The following is a 19755-nucleotide window of genomic DNA, read 5'->3' as shown; positions in this document are numbered from 1 at the left end:
CGACGACAAAACCTCCCGCCCGGCCTCGGTCACTTGTTCCCCTGCTCCTGATTCCCTTAGAATGCCGACATGACATCACAAGAAGCCCGCGCCCGATACAACTATCTGATGACCCTCTGCATCAGGAAAGAGGAGTCGTTCGGGCCCCTGGCCATGGCCTTTATCAAGGACCATGACCTGGACCAGCTCGGCCTCCTGCCAGAGGAGCAGTTCAACCTCTACATGGCCACCGCCGAGGCCTTCGCGGCCGAGCCGAAGCGTTACAGCCACAAGCTCGACTACCTTCAACGGGCCCTGCATCTGCTCCGGCAGACCTCCTGCCCCGATCCGGGATTAGCACAGCACCTGACCCAGGAGATCCAGAAGGCGACTGCCGAGCTGGACCTCTACAACGAAGCGATGCGGTCGAATCGGCCGCAGGCCCCGACGGCGCTCGACAAGCAACGCATCATCGTCGAAACCGACCTGCCGGATTACTTTCTGGACACAGCCCAAAAGCGTGCGTCGGCCTACTATCAGAACAAGTACAAGCTGACCAAAGAGTCCAAGACCGCTCAGCACTTCACCGGCCCAGCCCGCAAGTTCGAGCCGGAGAATCCCGCCGTCCACAAGGAGTTTGCCGGCGCCTGCGCTCCCTTCATGGCCGTGCGGACCAGCGCATTGCATCTGATGCTCCCCTTCGATCTGAAGATCAGCCGCAAGCCGGACGAACCGCTGGACGCCGCGCTCCGCATCTGGTACGCGACGATGGGTTATTCCTTTCCACTCCGCTATGGGATGGGGAAGCTTTGCAGCTACTACGACGATCAGGTGCTGGACATTGCCCTGGACGATCCGAACTTGTTGTTCGTCTCCGCTTCTCCGGTGAAGGAAACGGAATTGGGATCGATCGAGCGTCCGCTGCCGTCGGATGTGCCCATGGAGATCGGCCTCCCCCGCGCATTCCTGGATGCCACGAACGCCTTGGGGCCGTACATCCAGGTGGTCTGCAACTTCAAGGTCTGGTTCGACGCGGCATCGGTCTCGCTCCTCGTCCAGGGCGCGCCGGACTTGCACGAGTATGGCTTGCAAGGGGGCGCGGGACTACTGACGCGCACCTATGCCACCGAAAAGGTCCAAGCCTATGCCGAGGCGGTCACTCAGGCCTGGACGGAGGGGCTCAGTTTCAACTTCGTGAACATGCACCTGCAATTGCTGCCCGGAACGGACAGTGCGGTGGTCCCCTGCAACACGCCGATCTTCTCCGTCCTCCCAGTCCTGAGCCGGCAACAGTACAAGTTTGAAGACCGGCGCCATCTGGGTCAGACCCCATGATCGATCTCCGCAGCGACACGGTGACGCAGCCCTCCCAAGCCATGCGGGACGCGATGGCGACGGCGCCCGTCGGCGACGACGTCTACGGCGAAGATCCGACCGTCAACCGTTTGCAGGAGATGGCGGCCGCCTTGCTTGGGAAAGCGGCGGCGCTCTTTGTGCCGACCGGCATCATGGCCAATCAGCTGTCCCTCAGGGTCCATACCCAGCCGGGCGATGAAGTGATCGTGGACAGCCGCGCCCATATCGTGAAATACGAACATGGCGCCGCCGCGGCCCTGGCTGGCGTGCAGCTCCATTGGGTGAGCGGACAGCGCGGCATTCTGGAGCCGGAGCAAGTCCTGACGGCCATCCGTCCCAACGACCCGTACAATCCCCAGACCAGACTTATTTGCCTGGAAAACACCCACAATAGCGGCGGTGGTTCAGTCTATCCCCTGCCGACCATCCAGCGGATCAGAGACATAGCCGTTGCGCGCGGCATCCCCATGCATCTGGATGGAGCCCGGCTGTTCAATGCCGTGGTGGCTTCCGGCGTGCCGGCGGCCGACTATGCCCGGCATTTCGAGACCGTCTCGTTCTGCCTGTCCAAGGGTCTTGGAGCGCCGGTCGGTTCGATCATCGTCTCCGATGCCGATACGGTCGCGAAGCTCCGACCGCTCCGGCGCATGTATGGAGGCGGCATGCGGCAGGCCGGCATTCTGGCCGCAGCCGGCCTCTACGCGCTGGAGCACAACATCGCCCGGCTGAAAGACGATCATGCACATGCCCAGGCCTTGGCCGGGCAGCTCCGGAAGATTCCCTCCGTGTCCATCGACGCAGAGGGCGTCGAAACCAACATTGTGGTGTTTGAGGTCACCGATCCTTCCCGCTCCTCCTCGGAAATCCTCGGGACTTTGAAACAGGCGGGCCTGCTGATCAACAGCGTCGGGGGGATGAGTTTTCGCGCGGTCACCCACCTGAATGTGTCCGCCCAGGCGATCGAGGAGGCGGGCCGAATTTTCTCCCGCGTGCTCACCCGCTAGTACTCGTGAAGCGTGAGGCGCGAAGCCAAGGCGTGTCGTTGATTTGACAGGCTCCTCACCCCCTCTCTAGAATGCGCCATGATATCCATGGTCACGTTTCCACAGATCAATCGCATCTTAGAGTTGACGGACCGGCTGGGATTGTCGCGCGAGTGGGTGGAAATTCCCCTCTCTCCTGCCAGTCCCGGACTGGTGCATAAACTGCCGAACGGGAAACTGGAGATCGTGGTGGACGAGACCCTCCCGTTCGAACAGTGGCTGGCCTCCCTCGAGGCGGAGATCCGCAAGGTGACCGGTTCGTGAACGACGCACGCTCAGGGCAGAAAGGCCTGGACATATAATGGACCACGTGTCGACCCCGCCGTCGGAACAATCGGCCAGCGATCCGCTCGCGCAGCGGCCTTCTCGCGAGGAACTGCAGGCTGAACTCCTGGAGGTGCCGGATGTGCCCGACGCGCCCCCGGTGCCCGATCCTCCCGGCGTGGAGCAGGTGCTGGAGGCCGCCTTGCGCTATGTCCGCGGACGGCGAGGCGCCGACCTTCTGGCCGTGCTCCTGGTCGGCTCCGGCGCCAGGCGCGCGTGGACCGCGCACAGCGATGTGGACTTGATCGCTCTCGTGAAGGGTAAGGGCGAGGGGGATGAAATCGTGCGCGTGGCCAACCGGCAGGTGGAGATCCGCTACCGGGAATATAAAGGGGTCGAGCAGGATCTGGCGCTGGTGCTCCGTCTTCCACCGTTACTCCGGAAGGCGCGTGTGCTGTTCGAACTCGAAGGGGCCGGCTCGAAGCTGACCGACAAAGCCAACCAGCGGTTCCGGAACGGCCCTCCCCCGATCGGCATGCATGAGAAAATCCGCCTCAAGGCCGAGTGTTTCCACCGACTGGGCAAAGTCGAGGATCTAAGCCAGCAACCGGCCACGGCTGAGTATCTCCTGGGACTGTTCCTGGAAGCTCTCGTGGACGACTTCTTCCGCCTCCGCGGGTTTTGGCCGACGGCACCGGCCGACACGCTCCGGTTTGTCGCCTCGCGGGACGCCGCTTTGGCGGACCTCATCGAGCAATTCCTGGCTGCACCGACCATGCCCGAGCGGCTCGGCATCGGGCGGAATCTTGCGCTCCATCTGTTTCATGACATTCCCCACCCCCAACGCGTCGATTAACAGGATGTCAGGAAAACCTATCGCTTCGTTCTCGCATCGTTGACGGTTTTTTGACCATCCTGTAGGGCCCCTGGATCTCCTCAACATTTCCGTTTCCCCCTCTCAAGTATGCTAGAATTGCGCCCGATAGAAGATGGATAGGGATAGCTGTCTTCTGTTCCCTCCCCGCCATGGCGGGCGAACACAGACGGAGAAAGGATCGTTATGGAGCTCGGATTCGTCGGACTGGGCAAGATGGGCATGAATATGGTCACGCGCCTGCAACGGGACAAACATCGGGTCGTGGTCTATGACCGGACGGCGGACTTGGTTAAACAGGCGGAAGGCGTAGGGTGCGTCGGCGCAACCTCGTTGGCCGATCTCGTCTCGAAGCTGGCCGCGCCCAAGGCGGTCTGGATCATGGTTCCCTCCGGGCAGCCCACCGAAGAGACCGTGCAAGCGGTGGCGGCGCTGCTCAAGCCCGGCGACACCATTATCGACGGCGGCAATACGAAGTTCCACGACGATGTGCGACGGGCCGCGGACCTGAAGGCCAAGGGCATCCACTATGTGGACGCCGGCACGAGCGGGGGCATCTGGGGGCTCAAGATCGGCTATTGCCTGATGGTCGGCGGCGACAAGGAGCCGGTCAAGCGCCTGGAGCCCATCTTCACGACGCTAGCCCCGGAGAACGGCTGGGCTCATATGGGGAGCCATGGGGCCGGCCATTACGTCAAGATGGTGCATAACGGCATCGAGTACAGCATGATGCAAGGCTATGCCGAGGGATTCGAGCTGATGGCCAAGAGCACCTACAACCTGGACTTGGCCAAGATCGCCGACCTGTGGATGCACGGCAGCGTCGTACGTTCCTGGCTGCTGGAACTGGCCGCCGATGCCCTGGCCCAGGACCCGCGCCTGGATCAATTAAAAGGCTATGTGCAGGACTCGGGGGAAGGCCGCTGGATGGTGCTGGATGCGATTGAAAAGGACGTGGCCGTTCCCACGCTGACCGCCGCGCTCTTCACCCGCTTCCGATCCCGCCAGCAGGATACCTTTGCCGAGAAGATGCTGGCGGCCCTGCGGAACGCGTTCGGCGGCCATGCGGTCCGCCGATAACACCGGGATGAGCGGACGAGGAGCCGACGCATGACGCAACCAGGACAGAAGCCGCTTGCCGATGAGCATGGACGCAACGGAGCTGCCGAGCCTTGCACGGTGGTGATTTTCGGCGGGTCCGGCGACCTGGCCCGGCGTCGTTTGGTGCCCGCGCTTTACAATCTGCTGCTGGACGGCCTGCTCCCCGAACGCTATACCGTGCTGGGACTCGGCCGCAAACCGCTGAGCGATCAGGAATTCCGAACCATTGCGCGCGAGGGGGTGCAGACCTTTTCCCGCCAGGCGCTGACGGAATCCAAGTGGGCCGATTTTGAGCGGCATCTGCATTATCAGGCCTCGGTGATCGACGACCACGCCTCCTATCACGACATCAAAGCGGCTGCGGAGAAGCTCGAAGCCGATTTGAAGTTGCCGGGCAACCGGATCTTCTACCTGGCCATCCCCCCCACTTCGATCGCGCCGGTCTGTGAAGGTCTACAGCAAGCCGGCTTGGTCCGCCCGATTCAAAACGGCGAGCCCTACTCCCGGGTGATTGTGGAAAAGCCGGTCGGTCGAGACCTGGAGTCGGCGCGGACGATTAACAACACGATCGGGAAGGTCTTCGACGAATCGCAGACCTTCCGCATCGACCATTATCTGGGCAAGGAAACGGTCCAGAACCTCATGGTCCTGCGCTTTGCGAACAGCATCTTCGAGCCCATCTGGAACCACAAGTACATCGACCATGTGCAGATCACGGTCAGCGAGGCGGAAGGCGTCGGCACCAGGGCGACCTATTACGAGGAATCGGGCGCATTACGCGACATGGTGCAGAACCATCTGCTCCAGTTGCTCTGCCTGGTTGCCATGGAGCCGCCCCATTCGCTCGACCCGGACGTGGTCCGCGACGCCAAGATCGAGGCGTTGCACTGTCTGCGGCCAATCCTGGGCCAAGACGTGGAGCGCTTTACCGTGCGCGCTCAATACAGCCAGGGCAAGGCTCATGGCAAAGACGTCCCCGGGTACCGCCGGGAAGCCGGCGTCTCCCCCGAGTCCCTGATCGAGACCTATGTGGCGGTCAAGTGCTTCGTGGAGAACTGGCGCTGGGCCGGCGTCCCCTTTTATCTGAGAACCGGCAAGGCCTTGCCCAAGCGGGCCAGCGAGATTGCGGTGCAGTTTAAGGAAATTCCGAGGGTGCTTTTCAATGTCGATCCCGCCACGCCGCAGGTGCCCAACCTTCTGACTCTTCGGATTCAGCCAGAAGAGGGGCTGTCCCTGCGTCTCATGTCGCGCGTACCGGGAACCAGAGCGGAGACTCACCCGGTGGATATGAGCTTCAAATACAGCGAAGTGTTCGGAACCCCTTCTCCGGAGGCCTACGAGCGGCTGCTGCTGGACGTCATGACCGGCGACGCATCACGCTTCATGCGGCGCGATGCGGTCGAAGTGTCCTGGGCCTGGGTCAGTGGAATTCTGGAAGGTTGGCGGGCGCAAGGGGTCCGGTGGCTGCCGGAATATCCGGCCGGGACCTGGGGGCCGGTCGAAGCCGATCGCTTGATCCAGAGCGATGGGCGGACATGGCGCATTCTATAGCAGTGATAAACGATGAATGCAGAATGATGAATTTCTGAGCTGATCGTTTTCGTTCATCATGCATCATTCAGCGCTTCTTGTAACTGTTGCAGGATCATGTCTTTTGTGCCCAAGCCCCCGATGAACCGCTCAAACTGCCCGTGCCGGTACAAGGCCAGGGCGGGCAGCGACGAAATCTCCAGTTCGGCCGGGATCTGATAGTTTTCCTGCACGTTCATCTTGAGGATGACAAGACGATGCCCTGCATCGAGTTGAACTTTTTCCAGCTCGCGCAGTAAGGCCCGGCAGCCTCCGCACCCTGGCTGCCAGAATTCCACCAGAACCGGCCGGCTTGCCCCTTCCACAATCCGGTCGAATTCGTCGTCACGGACGTCGCGAATCATCGGTTTCCCTCAGCGCAGGCTGCGGCAAAGACCCGTTCGTATAACAGTACCGCCAGCCGTTCGTACCCTTCGGTCGTCAGGTGCAGTCCATCGTTGGAATAGCGGGCGGCAAGCTGCCCCGTCAGCGGGACCACCGTGTCGGTGAACAGATCGACACAGGCCATTCCCTTTCCGGAACAATAGTCCATGATGAGTCGGTTCAATATCCGGCGGCGGTCGATATGATCCGCCAGCCATTGTCGCGCCTCCCCGAGGAGGGCCGGGTCGGTAGCGGCAGGAGAGGCGTCTTCGTTTTTGCCTTCCTCTCCCACGCGAATGGACGGGACGGTCACGGCAACCGGCCGGATGCCCCGGTTCAGCGCGTGGCCGTACATATGAGCCAGATTGTCCATGATTTCGAGCGGCGCGGCATTCCACCCCAGGTCGTTGGTGCCGCCCAAGATGACAACCCAGGCCGGCCGGTGCAGTTGTACGTCCCGCTGAAAACGCGTCACCATGTCGCCCGTCGTTTCTCCGCATAGGCCGCTCACGACAACCTTGGCTCTTCCGCGCAATCGATCTTGAAGGAAGCGGCCGTAGGGCGTCTCCAATAGCTGCGGGCAAGCCATGGTCGGCGACTGATAGCCAGCCGTCAGGCTGTCGCCAAAACACATAATCAGGGGAAGGCCGGCGTTGCTCATCTATGCGTACTCATGCGCAAGTGTCTCATGAGACACTTGCCCGTATTCGTGCGGTTGTGTCCGGCGGCAAATACGTTGACAAATCTTTTGCCTCCAGTACACAATGCCGCGCAAGTGCGTGGGAGGCGGCGGAAGGGATGGCCGAAGCCCTTGAGAAATTCGTCAAGCCGATTCCCATCATGCAGTGGCTTGTGGTGGTGGTACTGTCGGCTCACGTCGTCACCGCAGAATCCGCCCTCGAATCCAGCGATGCCATCTTTCTGATTCTGGTGTTGCTTGCCGGCAACGCCCTTCTGCTCTACGGCCTGCCGAAGCTGATTGCCCCCGGTTCGATTCCGGCGACCCTGGTGATTGTCGATACCCTCCTCGTGCCCGCCATGCTGTATGTCACGGGGACGAGCAGCACCGACATTTTCGTGGTGTATTTCGGAATCATCATGATCGCGGGCGCCGCCGGGAATCTGAAGCGGGCCTTGATCCTGGCCTCGATCACCTGCGCCGCCTATCTTGGTTACAGCACCTTTTTATTCATCACGCAGCATAAACCCCTGCCGGTCGGCACGCTCCTGATTCGGCTCCCCTTCTTGCTGGTGATGACGCTTTTTTACGGAGCATTGGCTGAATTCGCCCAGCATGAGCGGGCGCATCGAGAAAAGTTGGCCCACGATGCCATGCACGACGAACTGACGGGGATGCCTAACCGTCGGCATTTGCTGGGGAGCCTGTCCCGGGCGTTGGAAGAATCGAGGCGGTTTGACTGCCCCCTGTCCTGCGCGGTCATCGACGTGGACCATTTCAAATTTGTGAACGACACGTATGGCCATGATATGGGCGACCGGGTGCTGAAGGATTATGCCTCCATCCTCGCGGTTCAAAGCCGTGGCTACGACCTGGCTGGCCGGATGGGCGGCGACGAGTTTATCTGGATCCTGCCCCGCGTGGGAAAGGATGGGGCGCTCGCCGCCGCGGAGCGGCTGCGCGAGGCGGTCGAAGAGTATCAATTCGGCAATGAGACCCGCACCTTAAAGCTGACGACGAGCGTCGGCCTCACAACCTACCTCCCCGACAAGACCGAGACCCCGACTCCCGCGCAAATCTTAAAAGTGGCGGATTTGGCCCTGTATATGGCCAAACGAGAGGGGCGGAACCGCGTCGCCCACTTGCCGATGCTCGACTCCAAAGCTCCGTCTCCCGAATCGGTTCCGGTCCAGCGCACCTGACCGGCTCTTCCCTCCCCATCGCCCTTGCTACCGCCTGGACTCAGCCGGGGGCCAGTCCAATTCCGTCTGTCGCCCGCAATAAAAACAGGACAGCCGATACCGGGCCCGCCGACGTGGGTTCGGCAAGGACGTGAACACCACCGGGGTATCGTCGAACGGGCAGATCGGTTGCTGATGCATCAGATGCTCATCCGCCATGAGCAGGAGCGAGGCGTCGTCCCAGGGGGGGGCCAGGGCCTCCTGCCCCCTCAGTTGCCCTTCCCACCCACAGTGCGGACAGCGGAGACTGAACGTCTTGACCCGGTCCTTCAACTGGGAGAGGTCGGTCACGTCGAGCGGCCCGGCGCATCCCACGGTCGGACATGGGATGGTTTCATGCTGCAGCGCCTTGACGAATTCTGGATGTCCGTACGGCTGTAATGATGGGGTCTTGGTGCTCATGTCTGCCCTCGCATTTCGCACAAGCCTAACAGTGCTCCGCTCAAGAATCAAATGACCGGCCATCTCTTCCGGCTTGAAGAACGCTTCCCGGCTCCGCATCTCTTTCCTCCTACCCCAGCGCAGGACTTTTACGCCGTTTTAATACGTTCCCGGCCCCTTTTGCCCCTGTTTTGATACGCCGTCGCGTAACCTGCACCGACATGTATGCATGAGCATGGTTCGATCACCGCTGCCGATTCTGCATACAGAAGGAGGTGTGTCATGGTGTTGATTGCGTGGGTGTTGATCCTGGGTGGCTTGTGTCTGTGGATTATGAGGGACACGGCGGAGCGGGAAAACAGACGTTGAACTTAGTCTCCCATTCGCCATCCTGATTCGAGATGTGGTATCAGAGCGATGTTACCGGAAGGAAAGGCAAAGATCTCATGGCACGGTTTACGGTCCGATTGAGCTGGACGTTGCCGCTGTTGATGTGGCTGTTGGTCACGTCCGTCGCTGCACAGGAGCCTCTTGGAGGGACAGCCGCTGAGCCACCGCCGGCTCCAGATGCTGCGCAGGCCGCCCCTCCCCTCTGGCATTATGGCGCTTATGTCGACTTGAGCTACGACGTCGATTTCAACTTTCCCAAGAATCATCTGTTCCGAAGCCGAACGACAACTCAACGAACAAACGAGCTGGACCCGAACATGGGACTGGTCTACATGCGCAAGGATGCGACGGCCGAATCCCGGTGGGGCATGGAGTTCGGTGCGCAAGGCGGCTACGACACCAAGGACTTTGCGTTCCTCCAAGGGGAGCCGAAAGTCGGAGGGGCCGATACGCTCCGCCATTTTTCCCGTGCCAACCTGTCCTACCTGGCTCCTGTCGGAGGCAAGGACTTGACGGTTACGGCGGGGTTGTTCAACAGCTTGATCGGCTACGAATCGCTCTATGCCAAGGACAACTTCAATTACACCCGGTCCTGGATCGCGGACAATACCCCCTACATGATGTTCGGCGTCAACGCCCGCTATCCGATCAACGACGACCTGACGGCGGCGGCCTTCGTGATCAACGGGTACTATCATTTGGCCCATGCCAACGACCAGCCCAGCTACGGGGGGCAATTGTCCTGGAAGGCGACGTCGCGGGTGACGGTGACGGAAACCATCTATTACGGTCCGGCTCAAGCCAATACCGCCATGGAGTTCTGGCGGTTGTATTCCAATTACATCACCGAATGGAAGGGCGACGATGTCACGGTCGCGTTGTCTTACGACTTCGGAACGGAAAACATCGCCGGGCAGCCGGGGAGCCCCAGGGCGTTTGTCATGGGCGGGGCTCTGTTCACCAGGTGGCATGTGGCCGGGCCCTGGAGCCTGGCCCTGCGGCCGGAGTTCTATTGGGACCGAAACGGACGCTGGACAGGCAACCAGCAGCTCGTCAAAGCCATCACCAACACGGTGGAATACAAAACGCCTTTTCAGTGGACAAACACGACGTTCCGAGCGGAATACCGCTATGACGAGTCCACCGGTCCCCAGGGCGGCTTCTTTAAGAACGGGAACTTTGCCAATGGGCAGCCGATGCTCACGCCGGGCCAGCACTTGCTGCTCTTCGGCGTCCTCTGGACCTTCGATTCGCCCTAACAGTCAAGTTGAAAAGTCTGGACAGTCTATAAAGCCGGACCGTCTCAGACGGTGCAAACGAGACTTGAAGACTTTCTGATTTGACGACTTTGGGACTACTCCGTACGGAGGCGATAGCCGACGCCAAGTTCCGTCAGCAACAGTTGCGGGCGGGCCGGATTGTCTTCCAGCTTGTTGCGGAGTTGCCGCATATACACCCGCACATAGTGGGCTTCGTCCACATGCAACGGACCCCAGACCTCCTTCAATAGTTGGCGGTGCGTCAGGACCTTTCCCGCGTGGCGGACCAGCGTCGTCAGGAGTTTATACTCGATGAGCGTGAGATGGACTTCCTTCTCTTTGACAAACACCTGCCGGCGCAAAAGGTCCACCCGCAAGTTCCCCGTCGCAAAGCTGGCCTCCCCCTCATCTCCTGGCGGTTTCGCGGCGTGGCGCAAGGCCACTCTCATACGGGCCAATAATTCTCCCGCACTGAAGGGTTTGGTGACATAGTCGTCTGCGCCCAGATCGAGCGCTTCGATTTTGGATTGTTCCTCGCCGCGGGCCGTCAGGACGATGAGGGGGACGCTCGTCCATTCACGTAACCGTCGCGCCACCTCCAGTCCATCCATGTCCGGCAGGCCGAGGTCGAGCAGTATTAGATCAGGATTGCGGGCGGCGGCTTGCGCCAGTCCGTCCTGTCCCGTTGTCGCTTCGTGCAGCCGATAACCCTGCGGCGAGAGCATCGCCCGGAGGAATCGTCTGATCTCCGGTTCGTCTTCGATCAGCAACACCGCGGCGTTATGCTGGACGGCGGCAACGGGCATCTGGGAATTCGAGGTCGGCATGGTTGTTACGCGGCCGGGTGCGGTTCCGTCCGTTCTGGTTCAACCGTGGGTTGGGTTGCGTCCAGCGGCAACGTGAAGCGGAAGACGGCGCCGCCGCCGGGCCGATTCTCGGCCCAAATCCGACCGCCATGCGCTTCGACGATGCCGCGACAGATGGTCAACCCCAATCCCACGCCACCCTTCCGTGCCTGACTCCCACGATAGAATTTGTCGAAAATCCGTTGTTCGTCGCCGGGCTGCAATCCCGGCCCTCGGTCGGCCACTTCCACCGTGACGGCATCATCGCTCCTGGAAGCCGAGAGTTCGATGGGGCCGTCCGGCGACGCATATTTCAGCGCGTTCTCCAGGAGGTTCACGAGCACCTGCTCGATCAGCACCCCGTCAAGGCGCACCAGCGGCAGGTCCGGGGGAAACTGTGTTTTGACCGGATGGCCCTGCAGGCTCCCCTCGAGCCGCGTCAGCGCGGCCCCGACGATTTCCTCGATCGGATGCCATTCTTTCTTCGGTTGGACGGCGCCGGCTTCCAGTCTCGTCATGTCCAGCAGGTTTTTGACCAGGCGATCCAAGCGGGCCGCCTCTCCATAAATCGCCTTGGCGAGGTCATGCCGCGCGGCGGCATCGAGCCGGTCGCGGCCCTCCACCAGGCTGCTCGCGGCGCCCGTCACGGTGGCGAGCGGCGTGCGCAGATCGTGCGAGACCGAGCTGAGAATCGCATTGCGCATTCGTTCGGTTTCCGCCAGGACTTGCGCCCGCTGGGCTTCTTCGGCCAAACGGACGCGTTCAATCGCCAGGGCGATCTGGCCGGCAAACGTTTCAAGGAGGTGCAGCTGCTCCGGATCAAAGAGACGCCCCGGACGCGAGGGGCGCACGGCCAGGACTCCTACCGGTCCGTGCGCACCCACCAACGGCAGGTACAGCGCGCCGGCCCCGGGAAGGGTATCGCTCCCCAGTCCGGCCGGTTGACCATGTTCGTAGACCCACTGGGCCAGGCCGGTTTCCTTGGGATCGAACTCGAAAGAGAGCTGGGCGCCGCGTTGCCAGGCCAGGCGGCCATCGGGCGCGGAGAGAAAGATGGCGATCTGGCTCTCGAACACCTCGCCGATATGCCGGGCGGCCACCGTGGCCAGATCCTCCACGCGACGGCGTGTCGCAAGGTCGCGGCTCATGGCATACAAGACGGACGTGCGCCGTTCCCGTTGACGGGCCAATTCCGCCTGCCGTTTGATGCGCCCGGTCAACCCGCTGAGCAACAGGGCCACGACTAACATGACGCCGAAGGTCAGGAGATATTGCGTATCCGATACGGCGAAAGAAAAGTACGGGGGGATGAAGAAAAAGTCGAAGGTGGCGACGCTCAGAATGGATGCCAGCACGGAGGGACCGCGACCATACCGGGTGGCCACGATGACCACCCCCATCAGATAGACCATGATCAGATTGGTCACGCCGAAGTACGGAAACATGAGCCAGGCCAGCGCCGTACACAAGACGACCGCCAGCACCCCCCGCCCATAGGACCACCAGTTGCTGGTCCGCTGGAACACCGGGGCGGCTAGGGGTCGGCCTTCGCCCGCCTCCCCCGTGATCACGTAGATATCAACCTCGCCGCTGTTGCGGACGAGGTCCGACACCACCGATCCGAACACCCACTCCTTCCAGCGGGCGCGGACCGGTTTGCCCACGATGACCTTTGTCACGTTGCGGGCGCGCGCGTAGCTCAGGATTTCCTGGCTGACGTTCTCTCCACTCAACGTGACCGTCTCAGCGCCCAGTTGCTCGGCAAGACGGAGGGTCTGGACGATCTGATCCCGATCGGCTTCTTTCGCCTGCAGATGCCGGGGCATCTGCACGTACACGGCCAGCCACTTGGCGTGCAGCCCCGCCGCCATGCGGCGGGCGGCACGTACCAGCCGGGCTCCCCGTGGCTTCATGTTGACGCAAACCATGATGCACTCGGCCGCCGGCCAGGTCCGGACCACGGCATGATCGCGCCGATATACCTGCATCTGCTCGTCCACGCGGTCGGCCGTGCGACGCAGGGCCATCTCACGCAACGCGATCAGGTTGCCCTTGCGGAAGAAATTGCGGAGTGCCTGCTCCGCCTGCTGAGGCAGGTAGATTTTTCCATCTTTGAGCCGCTGGAGCAGGTCATCGGGCGGCAGGTCGACCAATTCGACGTCGTCGGCCCGTTCCAGGACCGAGTCCGGCACCGTTTCCCGCATGACCACGCCGGTGATCTGGGCGACGACATCGTTGAGGCTTTCGAGGTGCTGGACATTGATCGTCGTATAGACGTTGATCCCCGCACCGAGCAACTCTTGGACGTCCTGCCACCGCTTCGGATGGCGCGAGCCAGGCGCGTTGGTATGGGCCAACTCATCCATCAGGATCAAGGTCGGACGGCGGGCGATCGCGGCATCCAGGTCGAACTCTCGCAGGACCGTTCCACCGTGTTCAACGGTCCTGGGAGGAAGAAGTTCCAGTCCCCTCGCCAAAGCATCGGTCTCGACCCGTCCGTGGGTCTCGACCCAGCCGATGACCACGTCCACCCCGTCCGCCTGCTGTTCGTGCGCCGCCTCCAGCATTGCGTAGGTCTTGCCCACGCCGGCCGTGGCGCCGAAGAAGATTTTGAGCTTGCCGCGTGCCTGCTCGGCCTCTTCGGCTTGCACGCGTCTCAGCAAGGCATCAGGGTCAGGTCGTTGATCGTTCATCGGATTCCTGCGCTGAGCTCTCGAGTACTGTTACCCGCACATCACGATAGGCACAAATATCTCGCTGGGATTGTAGAAGAGGTATGCCAAGGCGTCAACGAAGTCAGCGGCTTCCGAAGGAAACAACCTGGCTTGGAATTGCAAGGACAAGGCCGCGAGAGCCGATTATGGCGTGGAATCCAGCCTCAGATTTAACTCCAAGACGTTGACCCGCGGCTCTCCCAGCAGACCCCATTGCCGACCGTGGGTGTGGCTGGCGACGAGCTGCCGCAACACCGCCTCGTCCATCCCGCGTGCCTTGGCCACGCGGCGCACCTGATAGTCGGCCGCCGCCGGGCTGATGTGCGGATCGAGTCCGCTGGCGGACGCGGTGACCAAATCCACGGGGATCGGCTTGGGATTCCCCGGATCAGCCGCCTTGAGCGCGTCGATTCGAGCTTGGACGGCTTTGACCAGGGCTGCATTGGTGGGTCCCAGGTTCGAGCCGGCGGAGGCCGCCGCGTTATACGGAAAGGGGGACGTCGCCGAGGGACGGCTCCAGAAGTATTGTGGCGCGTCAAACGGCTGCCCAATCAGCACGGATCCGACCGGCTTTCCGTCGCGGACGATCAGGCTGCCGTTCGCCTGCCGGGGAAAGAATACCTGGGCCATCCCGGTCACCATGAGCGGATAGACGAGCCCCGTGAGGACCGTCAGAAGCCCCAGAATGACGAGCGCCGGTCGCAGGTGCGTACGCGTCATATCTTCCTCAGATCAGTCTCAAGACTTCCAACAGGACATCGATGATCTTGATGCCGACGAACGGGACAAGGATTCCCCCGACCCCGTAGATCCACAGGTGCCGCCGGAGCAACGGCTCCGCCCCCATGGCACGATACTGCACCCCGCGCAGCGCCAGCGGGATCAAGGCGATAATGATGAGCGCGTTGAAAATCACCGCGGACAAGATGGCGCTCTCCGGCGTCGCCAGTCGCATAACATTCAGGGTTCCCAGCGCCGGGTAGGTGCCGGCGAAAGCGGCGGGGATGATCGCAAAATATTTTGCGACGTCGTTGGCGATGCTGAACGTGGTGAGTGCGCCACGGGTCATCAGCAGTTGCTTGCCGATTTCGACGATTTCAATCAGCTTGGTGGGGTTGGAATCCAGATCGACCAGGTTGCCGGCCTCCTTGGCGGCCTGGGTCCCGGTGTTCATGGCGACCGCCACATCGGCCTGGGCCAGGGCCGGCGCGTCGTTGGTCCCGTCGCCGGTCATCGCGACCAACCGCCCGCCCGTCTGCAACTCGCGAATGAGCTGGAGCTTGGCCTCGGGCGTTGCCTGCGCCAGGTAGTCATCCACCCCCGCCTCCGCCGCCACGGCCGCCGCCGTCAGCGGATTATCCCCGGTGATCATGATCGTCTTGATCCCCATGCGGCGCAGTTCGGCGAAGCGTTCCTTGATCCCGCCCTTCACGATGTCTTTGAGATGGATGGCCCCCAACACGTGCGCCCCTTCGGCGACCACCAACGGGGTGCCCCCTTGCTTGCAAATCGTCTCGACGGTCGTCCGGACCTTCCCGGAGAAGCGCCCGCCCCGATGGGTGACATAGGCTTCAATGGCGTCGGCCGAGCCTTTGCGAATCTCGCGGCCGTTGAGGGTGACGCCGCTCATCCGCGTCTGCGCGGTGAAGGGCACGAAGACGGCGCCCAGCTCATGGATGTCGCGCGCGCGCAAGCCGTACCGCTCCTTCGCCAGCACCACGATACTCCGTCCCTCGGGCGTCTCGTCTGCCAAGGAGGAGAGTTGCGCCGCGTCGGACAGCGCGGATTCCGTCACGCCCTCCGCGGGAATGAATTCGGCCGCCTGGCGGTTGCCGAGGGTAATCGTGCCGGTCTTATCCAGCAGCAGCACGTCCACATCGCCGGCCGCCTCCACCGCCTTGCCCGACATGGCGATCACATTGGCCTGGATCATGCGATCCATGCCCGCAATGCCGATCGCCGAGAGCAGGGCGCCGATGGTCGTCGGGATCAGGCAAACCAGGAGCGCCACCAACACCGTCACCGTGACCGGCACGCCCTGTCCCATGGCTTGCACGCTGTAGAGCGAGAACGGTAGCAACGTGACGGTCGCGAGCAAAAAGATGATCGTCAGGGCGGCGAGCAGAATATTCAGCGCCAGCTCGTTGGGCGTCTTCTGCCGTTGGGCCCCTTCCACCATGGCGATCATGCGGTCCAGGAACGTTTCGCCGGCCGTGGCCGTGACGCGGACGATCAGCCAGTCGGAGAGGACGCGCGTTCCGCCGGTCACGGCGCTGCGATCGCCGGTCTCGCGGATGACCGGGGCGCTTTCCCCGGTGATGGCGCTTTCGTCCACCGACGCGATACCCTCGAGCACTTCGCCATCCACCGGGATATAGTCGCCCGCCTCCACCAGGACCGTGTCTCCCTTTTTCAGCATACTCGCGGAGACCACGGTATAGCCTTCGCCTGCCTTGCCCATCGCACTCGATCCTGCCACAGACTCGACGCCGGGCTCCCGCCGGTCGAGCCTCTTGGCGGTGAGCTCACGCCGGGCCTTTCGCAGGGACTCGGCCTGAGCTTTGCCACGGCCTTCCGCCATCGCCTCGGCAAAATTTCCGAACAGCACGGTAAACCACAGCCAGAGGGAGATGGCGAGGATGAACCAGGCGGAGGCTTCGCCGGCTCCCGCAAGCGCCTGCACGAAGAGGATCGTGGTCAGAACGGCCCCGACAGCCACCACGCACATCACGGGGTTGCGGGCTTGGTGCCGCGGGTCCAGTTTTCGAAACGACTCCAGGGTCGCCTGCCGGATGAGAGGGGGACTGAACAGGGAGATCGCCTTCTCATGACTGGTCATGACGCATGCCTCACTGCCACAGGATCATGAGGAGTGAACCATCAACAGATGCTCGACAATCGGACCGAGGGCCAGCGCCGGGATGAAGGTGAGCGCGCCCACGAGCACCACGACCCCGATCAGCAGGACGATGAACAGCGGGGTATGGGTCGGGAGGGTGCCGGGACCGACCGGCACCGCCTTCTTGCGGGCGAGGGACCCGGCCAGCGCCAACGTGGGAATCGCCAGCCAGAAGCGGGAGATCAGCATCGCGATTCCACCGGTCGTGTTGTAATACGGCGTATTCACGTTGAGCCCGGCGAAGGCGCTTCCATTATTGTTGCCCTGGGACGCATAGGCGTACAGCACTTCGCTGAATCCGTGCGGCCCTGGATTGAAGATCGAGGTCGTGCCGGCCTGGGTCATGACCGCGACCGCGGTGAATCCCAATACCACGATCGGCATGATCAGAATGAGCAGCGCGGCCATCTTCATCTCGTAAGGCTCGATCTTCTTGCCCAGGTATTCGGGCGTGCGGCCGACCATCAGTCCCGCGACGAAGACGGCGATGATCGCGAAGACGATCATGCCATAGAGGCCGGAGCCGACCCCGCCGAACACGACTTCGCCGAACTGCATGAGGAAGAGAGGCACGAACCCGCCGAGCGGCGTGTAGGAATCGTGCATGGAATTGACCGAGCCGTTCGAGGCGGCCGTCGTTACCGACGCCCAGATCGCCGAATTCACGATACCGAACCGGGTTTCTTTGCCCTCCATATTGCCGCCCGGCTGCCGGCTGCCCGCGGCCTGATCGAGCCCCAGGTTTGCGAATATCGGATTGCCCCTTTGCTCGGCCCAGAAACCCATCCCGAGAAAAAGGACAAGGATGATCGTCATCGCGAAAAGGATCGCCCATCCCTGGCGCGTATCCCCCACCATCCGGCCGAAGGTATAGCAGAGCGCCGCCGGGATGAGCAGCATAGCCAGCATCTCCAGAAAGTTCGACAGAGGGGTCGCGTTCTCAAATGGATGCGCCGAGTTGACGTTGAAAAACCCGCCCCCATTCGTGCCCAGCTGTTTGATCGCAATTTGAGATGCGGCCGGACCGACGGCGAGGATTTGTTCGGCCACCGTGACTGGCCGGATCTTCGGCAGGCCTTTGTCGTCGAGCACCGGCCGGCCGTTGGCGTCTGTGATCGGCTTGTCGTAGGTCAGCGGCTGGACCAGCGCGACCGTTTTGTACGAGTCGAACGTCTGGATCGTCCCTTGCGCAACGAGCGCCAGCGATAGAATGATCGAGAGCGGCAGCAAGATATAGAGAGTGCTGCGGACGAGATCGACCCAGAAGTTCCCCAGCGTTTCGATCGTCCGACGTGCCAGGCCACGAATCAGCGCGACGAGGACGGCCATCCCCGTGGCAGCCGATACGAAGTTTTGCACCGTCAGTCCGAGCATCTGGGTCAGGTAGCTCATCGTGGTTTCTCCGCCATAGGCCTGCCAGTTCGTGTTCGTGACGAAACTGGCGGCGGTGTTGAAGGCCAGGTCCGGCGGCACGGCGCCGAAGCCCTGGGGATTCAACGGGAGAAAGCCCTGGAACCGCTGCAAAGCATAGAGGGCGACAAGACCCGCCGCGTTGAACAGCAGCATGGCCTCGGCATAGGCCCTCCACCCCATTTCGTCGCTGGGTCGAACGCCAGCGAGCCGATAGATCCCCTGCTCGACCGGACCGAGCAGGATATCCATTCCCACCGGCGCCCCTTCATAGACTCTCGCCATATACCAGCCCAGGGGCTTCACCAGGGCCAACAACGCAATGAGATACAGCCCGATTTGCAGCACGCCATGGCCCGTCATCAGAACCACTCCGGCTTCAACAGCGCGACCAGGAGATAGACCAGCAATCCCACCGCCACCAGGCCTGCGCCGATATAGAGCGCGCTCATCGTGTGCCTCCTACAGCTTGTCGAGCCCGGTGCAGAGCCACCCTGACAACAGAAAAAATAGGGCGGCCGCGCCGACAAAGGCCACATCCAGATAGATCGCGTCCATGGCAGGTTCCTCCAACAGCAAGATTACGGTAACACCGGGATTGTAAAAATGGTGTTAAAAGTGCCCCGTATCTGCAGTCGCCCATACCATATCGGACCGGATGAAGAACTTGACACAGCCGACCGCTACGGCTATTCTCGCGCGAATTCCAGGCAATGTGCAGGGGCGATCGACCCCTGTCGTTTGGCTCAGAATCGGCACCAAGGAAAAGGAGTCATGCGGTTATGATGAAGCGAACAGCGGGAATAGCAATGCTGGCATTGATGGCCGTCTTTGCCTGCGTCCTCATGGTCATGGGCCCGTCGCCCGCATTGGCTGCCGATGCGTTCAAAATGGGCGTGCTCGATCCGCAAGAAGTGCTGGAAAAATCCAAGTCCGGCAAGCGGTCGCTGGATGCGCTCAAAGAGTACGCCCGCACGAGACAGAAAGTCCTGTCGACCGACGAGGAAGAGCTCAAGGCGTTCGAGAGCAAAATGAAAGATCAGGTATCGAAGCTGTCCGATCAGGAAAAGAAGGCCATGGAGGAACAGTTTCGCGCCAAGATTCAGCACTATCAGAAGCAAGCGCAGGAGTTCAACCAGGACCTCCAAGGCAAGCAAAAGGAAATGGTGGACGACTATATGAAACGGATTGCCGTCGCCACCAAGGCCGTGGCGGAGCGCGGCGGGTTCAGTGTGATTGTCGACAAGGGCAGCGAACAGACCTTGCGGATCGTCATCTACAACAAGGACACGATCGACTTGACCGACCAAGTGATCAAGGAATTCGATAAACTCAATCCGGTGAAGTAAGGCATCGAGGCGCCGCCG

Annotated in this window: 18 protein-coding genes; 9 read left to right on the top strand and 9 right to left on the bottom strand. The window is 61.7% G+C overall.

Annotated elements, in window-relative coordinates; genetic code table 11:
- Positions 1-69 precede the first annotated feature (69 nt).
- The 6 genes from EPO61_14030 (at position 70) to zwf (ending at position 6168) form a co-directional block, all read left to right on the top strand.
- Positions 70-1314, top strand: coding sequence for a hypothetical protein (locus tag EPO61_14030; GenBank protein TAJ07092.1), 1245 nt, complete (start codon positions 70-72; stop codon positions 1312-1314).
- Positions 1311-2339, top strand: a complete 1029-nt coding sequence (locus EPO61_14025; GenBank protein TAJ07091.1) for a low-specificity L-threonine aldolase — start codon at positions 1311-1313, stop codon at positions 2337-2339. Before EPO61_14030 ends, EPO61_14025 begins: the two co-directional genes overlap by 4 nt.
- A 78-nt stretch (positions 2340-2417) precedes the next feature.
- Positions 2418-2642 carry a hypothetical protein gene (locus tag EPO61_14020; GenBank protein TAJ07090.1) on the top strand — a complete coding sequence of 75 codons (225 nt, stop codon included), beginning with the start codon at positions 2418-2420 and terminating at the stop codon, positions 2640-2642.
- A gap of 37 nt (positions 2643-2679) precedes the next feature.
- Positions 2680-3498, top strand: coding sequence for a hypothetical protein (locus tag EPO61_14015; GenBank protein ID TAJ07089.1), 819 nt, complete (start codon positions 2680-2682; stop codon positions 3496-3498).
- A gap of 204 nt (positions 3499-3702) precedes the next feature.
- Positions 3703-4596, top strand: a complete 894-nt coding sequence (gene gnd, locus EPO61_14010; GenBank protein ID TAJ07088.1) for a decarboxylating 6-phosphogluconate dehydrogenase — start codon at positions 3703-3705, stop codon at positions 4594-4596.
- A gap of 30 nt (positions 4597-4626) precedes the next feature.
- The gene (gene zwf, locus EPO61_14005; GenBank protein ID TAJ07087.1) at positions 4627-6168 is read left to right on the top strand and encodes a glucose-6-phosphate dehydrogenase; all 1542 of its coding nucleotides are present in this window, start codon (positions 4627-4629) and stop codon (positions 6166-6168) included.
- A 56-nt stretch (positions 6169-6224) separates the two neighbouring features.
- On the opposite strand, the gene EPO61_14000 is transcribed toward zwf, so the two are convergent.
- On the bottom strand, positions 6225-6551 hold the full coding sequence (locus EPO61_14000) for a thiol reductase thioredoxin (GenBank protein ID TAJ07086.1): 327 nt from the start codon (positions 6549-6551) through the stop codon (positions 6225-6227).
- Positions 6548-7231, bottom strand: a complete 684-nt coding sequence (locus EPO61_13995) for a hypothetical protein (GenBank protein TAJ07085.1) — start codon at positions 7229-7231, stop codon at positions 6548-6550. The genes EPO61_14000 and EPO61_13995 overlap by 4 nt, the downstream gene beginning before the upstream one ends.
- 2 nt (positions 7232-7233) lie before the next feature.
- Here EPO61_13995 and EPO61_13990 point away from each other — a divergent pair, with 2 nt between their 5' ends.
- On the top strand, positions 7234-8451 hold the full coding sequence (locus EPO61_13990) for a GGDEF domain-containing protein (protein TAJ07084.1): 1218 nt from the start codon (positions 7234-7236) through the stop codon (positions 8449-8451).
- Positions 8452-8478: 27 nt separating this feature from the next.
- On the opposite strand, the gene EPO61_13985 is transcribed toward EPO61_13990, so the two are convergent.
- Positions 8479-8892, bottom strand: a complete 414-nt coding sequence (locus EPO61_13985) for a hypothetical protein (protein TAJ07083.1) — start codon at positions 8890-8892, stop codon at positions 8479-8481.
- Positions 8893-9317: 425 nt separating this feature from the next.
- On the opposite strand from EPO61_13985, the gene EPO61_13980 reads away from it, so the two are divergent.
- A complete protein-coding gene (locus tag EPO61_13980; GenBank protein TAJ07082.1) occupies positions 9318-10520 on the top strand; it encodes a porin in 1203 nt (400 codons plus the stop codon).
- Positions 10521-10615: 95 nt separating this feature from the next.
- Here EPO61_13980 and EPO61_13975 read toward each other — a convergent pair whose 3' ends face one another.
- The 6 genes from EPO61_13975 to kdpF all read right to left on the bottom strand — a co-directional run bounded on the left by EPO61_13975 (position 10616) and on the right by kdpF (position 18840).
- Entirely contained in the window at positions 10616-11326 is a 711-nt protein-coding gene (locus tag EPO61_13975; GenBank protein TAJ07081.1) for a response regulator, read from the bottom strand.
- Between the two features lie 26 nt (positions 11327-11352).
- Positions 11353-14058: a sensor histidine kinase KdpD gene (locus EPO61_13970; GenBank protein ID TAJ07080.1), complete on the bottom strand. Its 2706-nt coding sequence runs from the start codon at positions 14056-14058 to the stop codon at positions 11353-11355.
- Positions 14059-14223: 165 nt separating this feature from the next.
- A complete protein-coding gene (gene kdpC / locus EPO61_13965; protein TAJ07079.1) occupies positions 14224-14799 on the bottom strand; it encodes a potassium-transporting ATPase subunit KdpC in 576 nt (191 codons plus the stop codon).
- 7 nt (positions 14800-14806) lie between these two features.
- The gene (gene kdpB / locus EPO61_13960; GenBank protein TAJ07078.1) at positions 14807-16918 is read right to left on the bottom strand and encodes a K(+)-transporting ATPase subunit B; all 2112 of its coding nucleotides are present in this window, start codon (positions 16916-16918) and stop codon (positions 14807-14809) included.
- A gap of 24 nt (positions 16919-16942) precedes the next feature.
- Positions 16943-18751: a potassium-transporting ATPase subunit KdpA gene (gene kdpA / locus EPO61_13955; protein TAJ07077.1), complete on the bottom strand. Its 1809-nt coding sequence runs from the start codon at positions 18749-18751 to the stop codon at positions 16943-16945.
- Positions 18751-18840, bottom strand: a complete 90-nt coding sequence (kdpF, locus tag EPO61_13950) for a K(+)-transporting ATPase subunit F (GenBank protein TAJ07076.1) — start codon at positions 18838-18840, stop codon at positions 18751-18753. Before kdpF ends, kdpA begins: the two co-directional genes overlap by 1 nt.
- Before the next feature lie 261 nt (positions 18841-19101).
- Here kdpF and EPO61_13945 point away from each other — a divergent pair, with 261 nt between their 5' ends.
- Positions 19102-19737: an OmpH family outer membrane protein gene (locus EPO61_13945; GenBank protein ID TAJ07075.1), complete on the top strand. Its 636-nt coding sequence runs from the start codon at positions 19102-19104 to the stop codon at positions 19735-19737.
- Positions 19738-19755 lie beyond the last annotated feature (18 nt).

Source organism: Nitrospirota bacterium (assembly GCA_004296885.1).
Taxonomy (GTDB): Bacteria; Nitrospirota; Nitrospiria; order Nitrospirales; family Nitrospiraceae; genus SYGV01.
The sequence above is the reverse complement of the archived record's forward strand: the minus strand, read 5'-3'. Positions and strand labels throughout refer to the sequence as shown.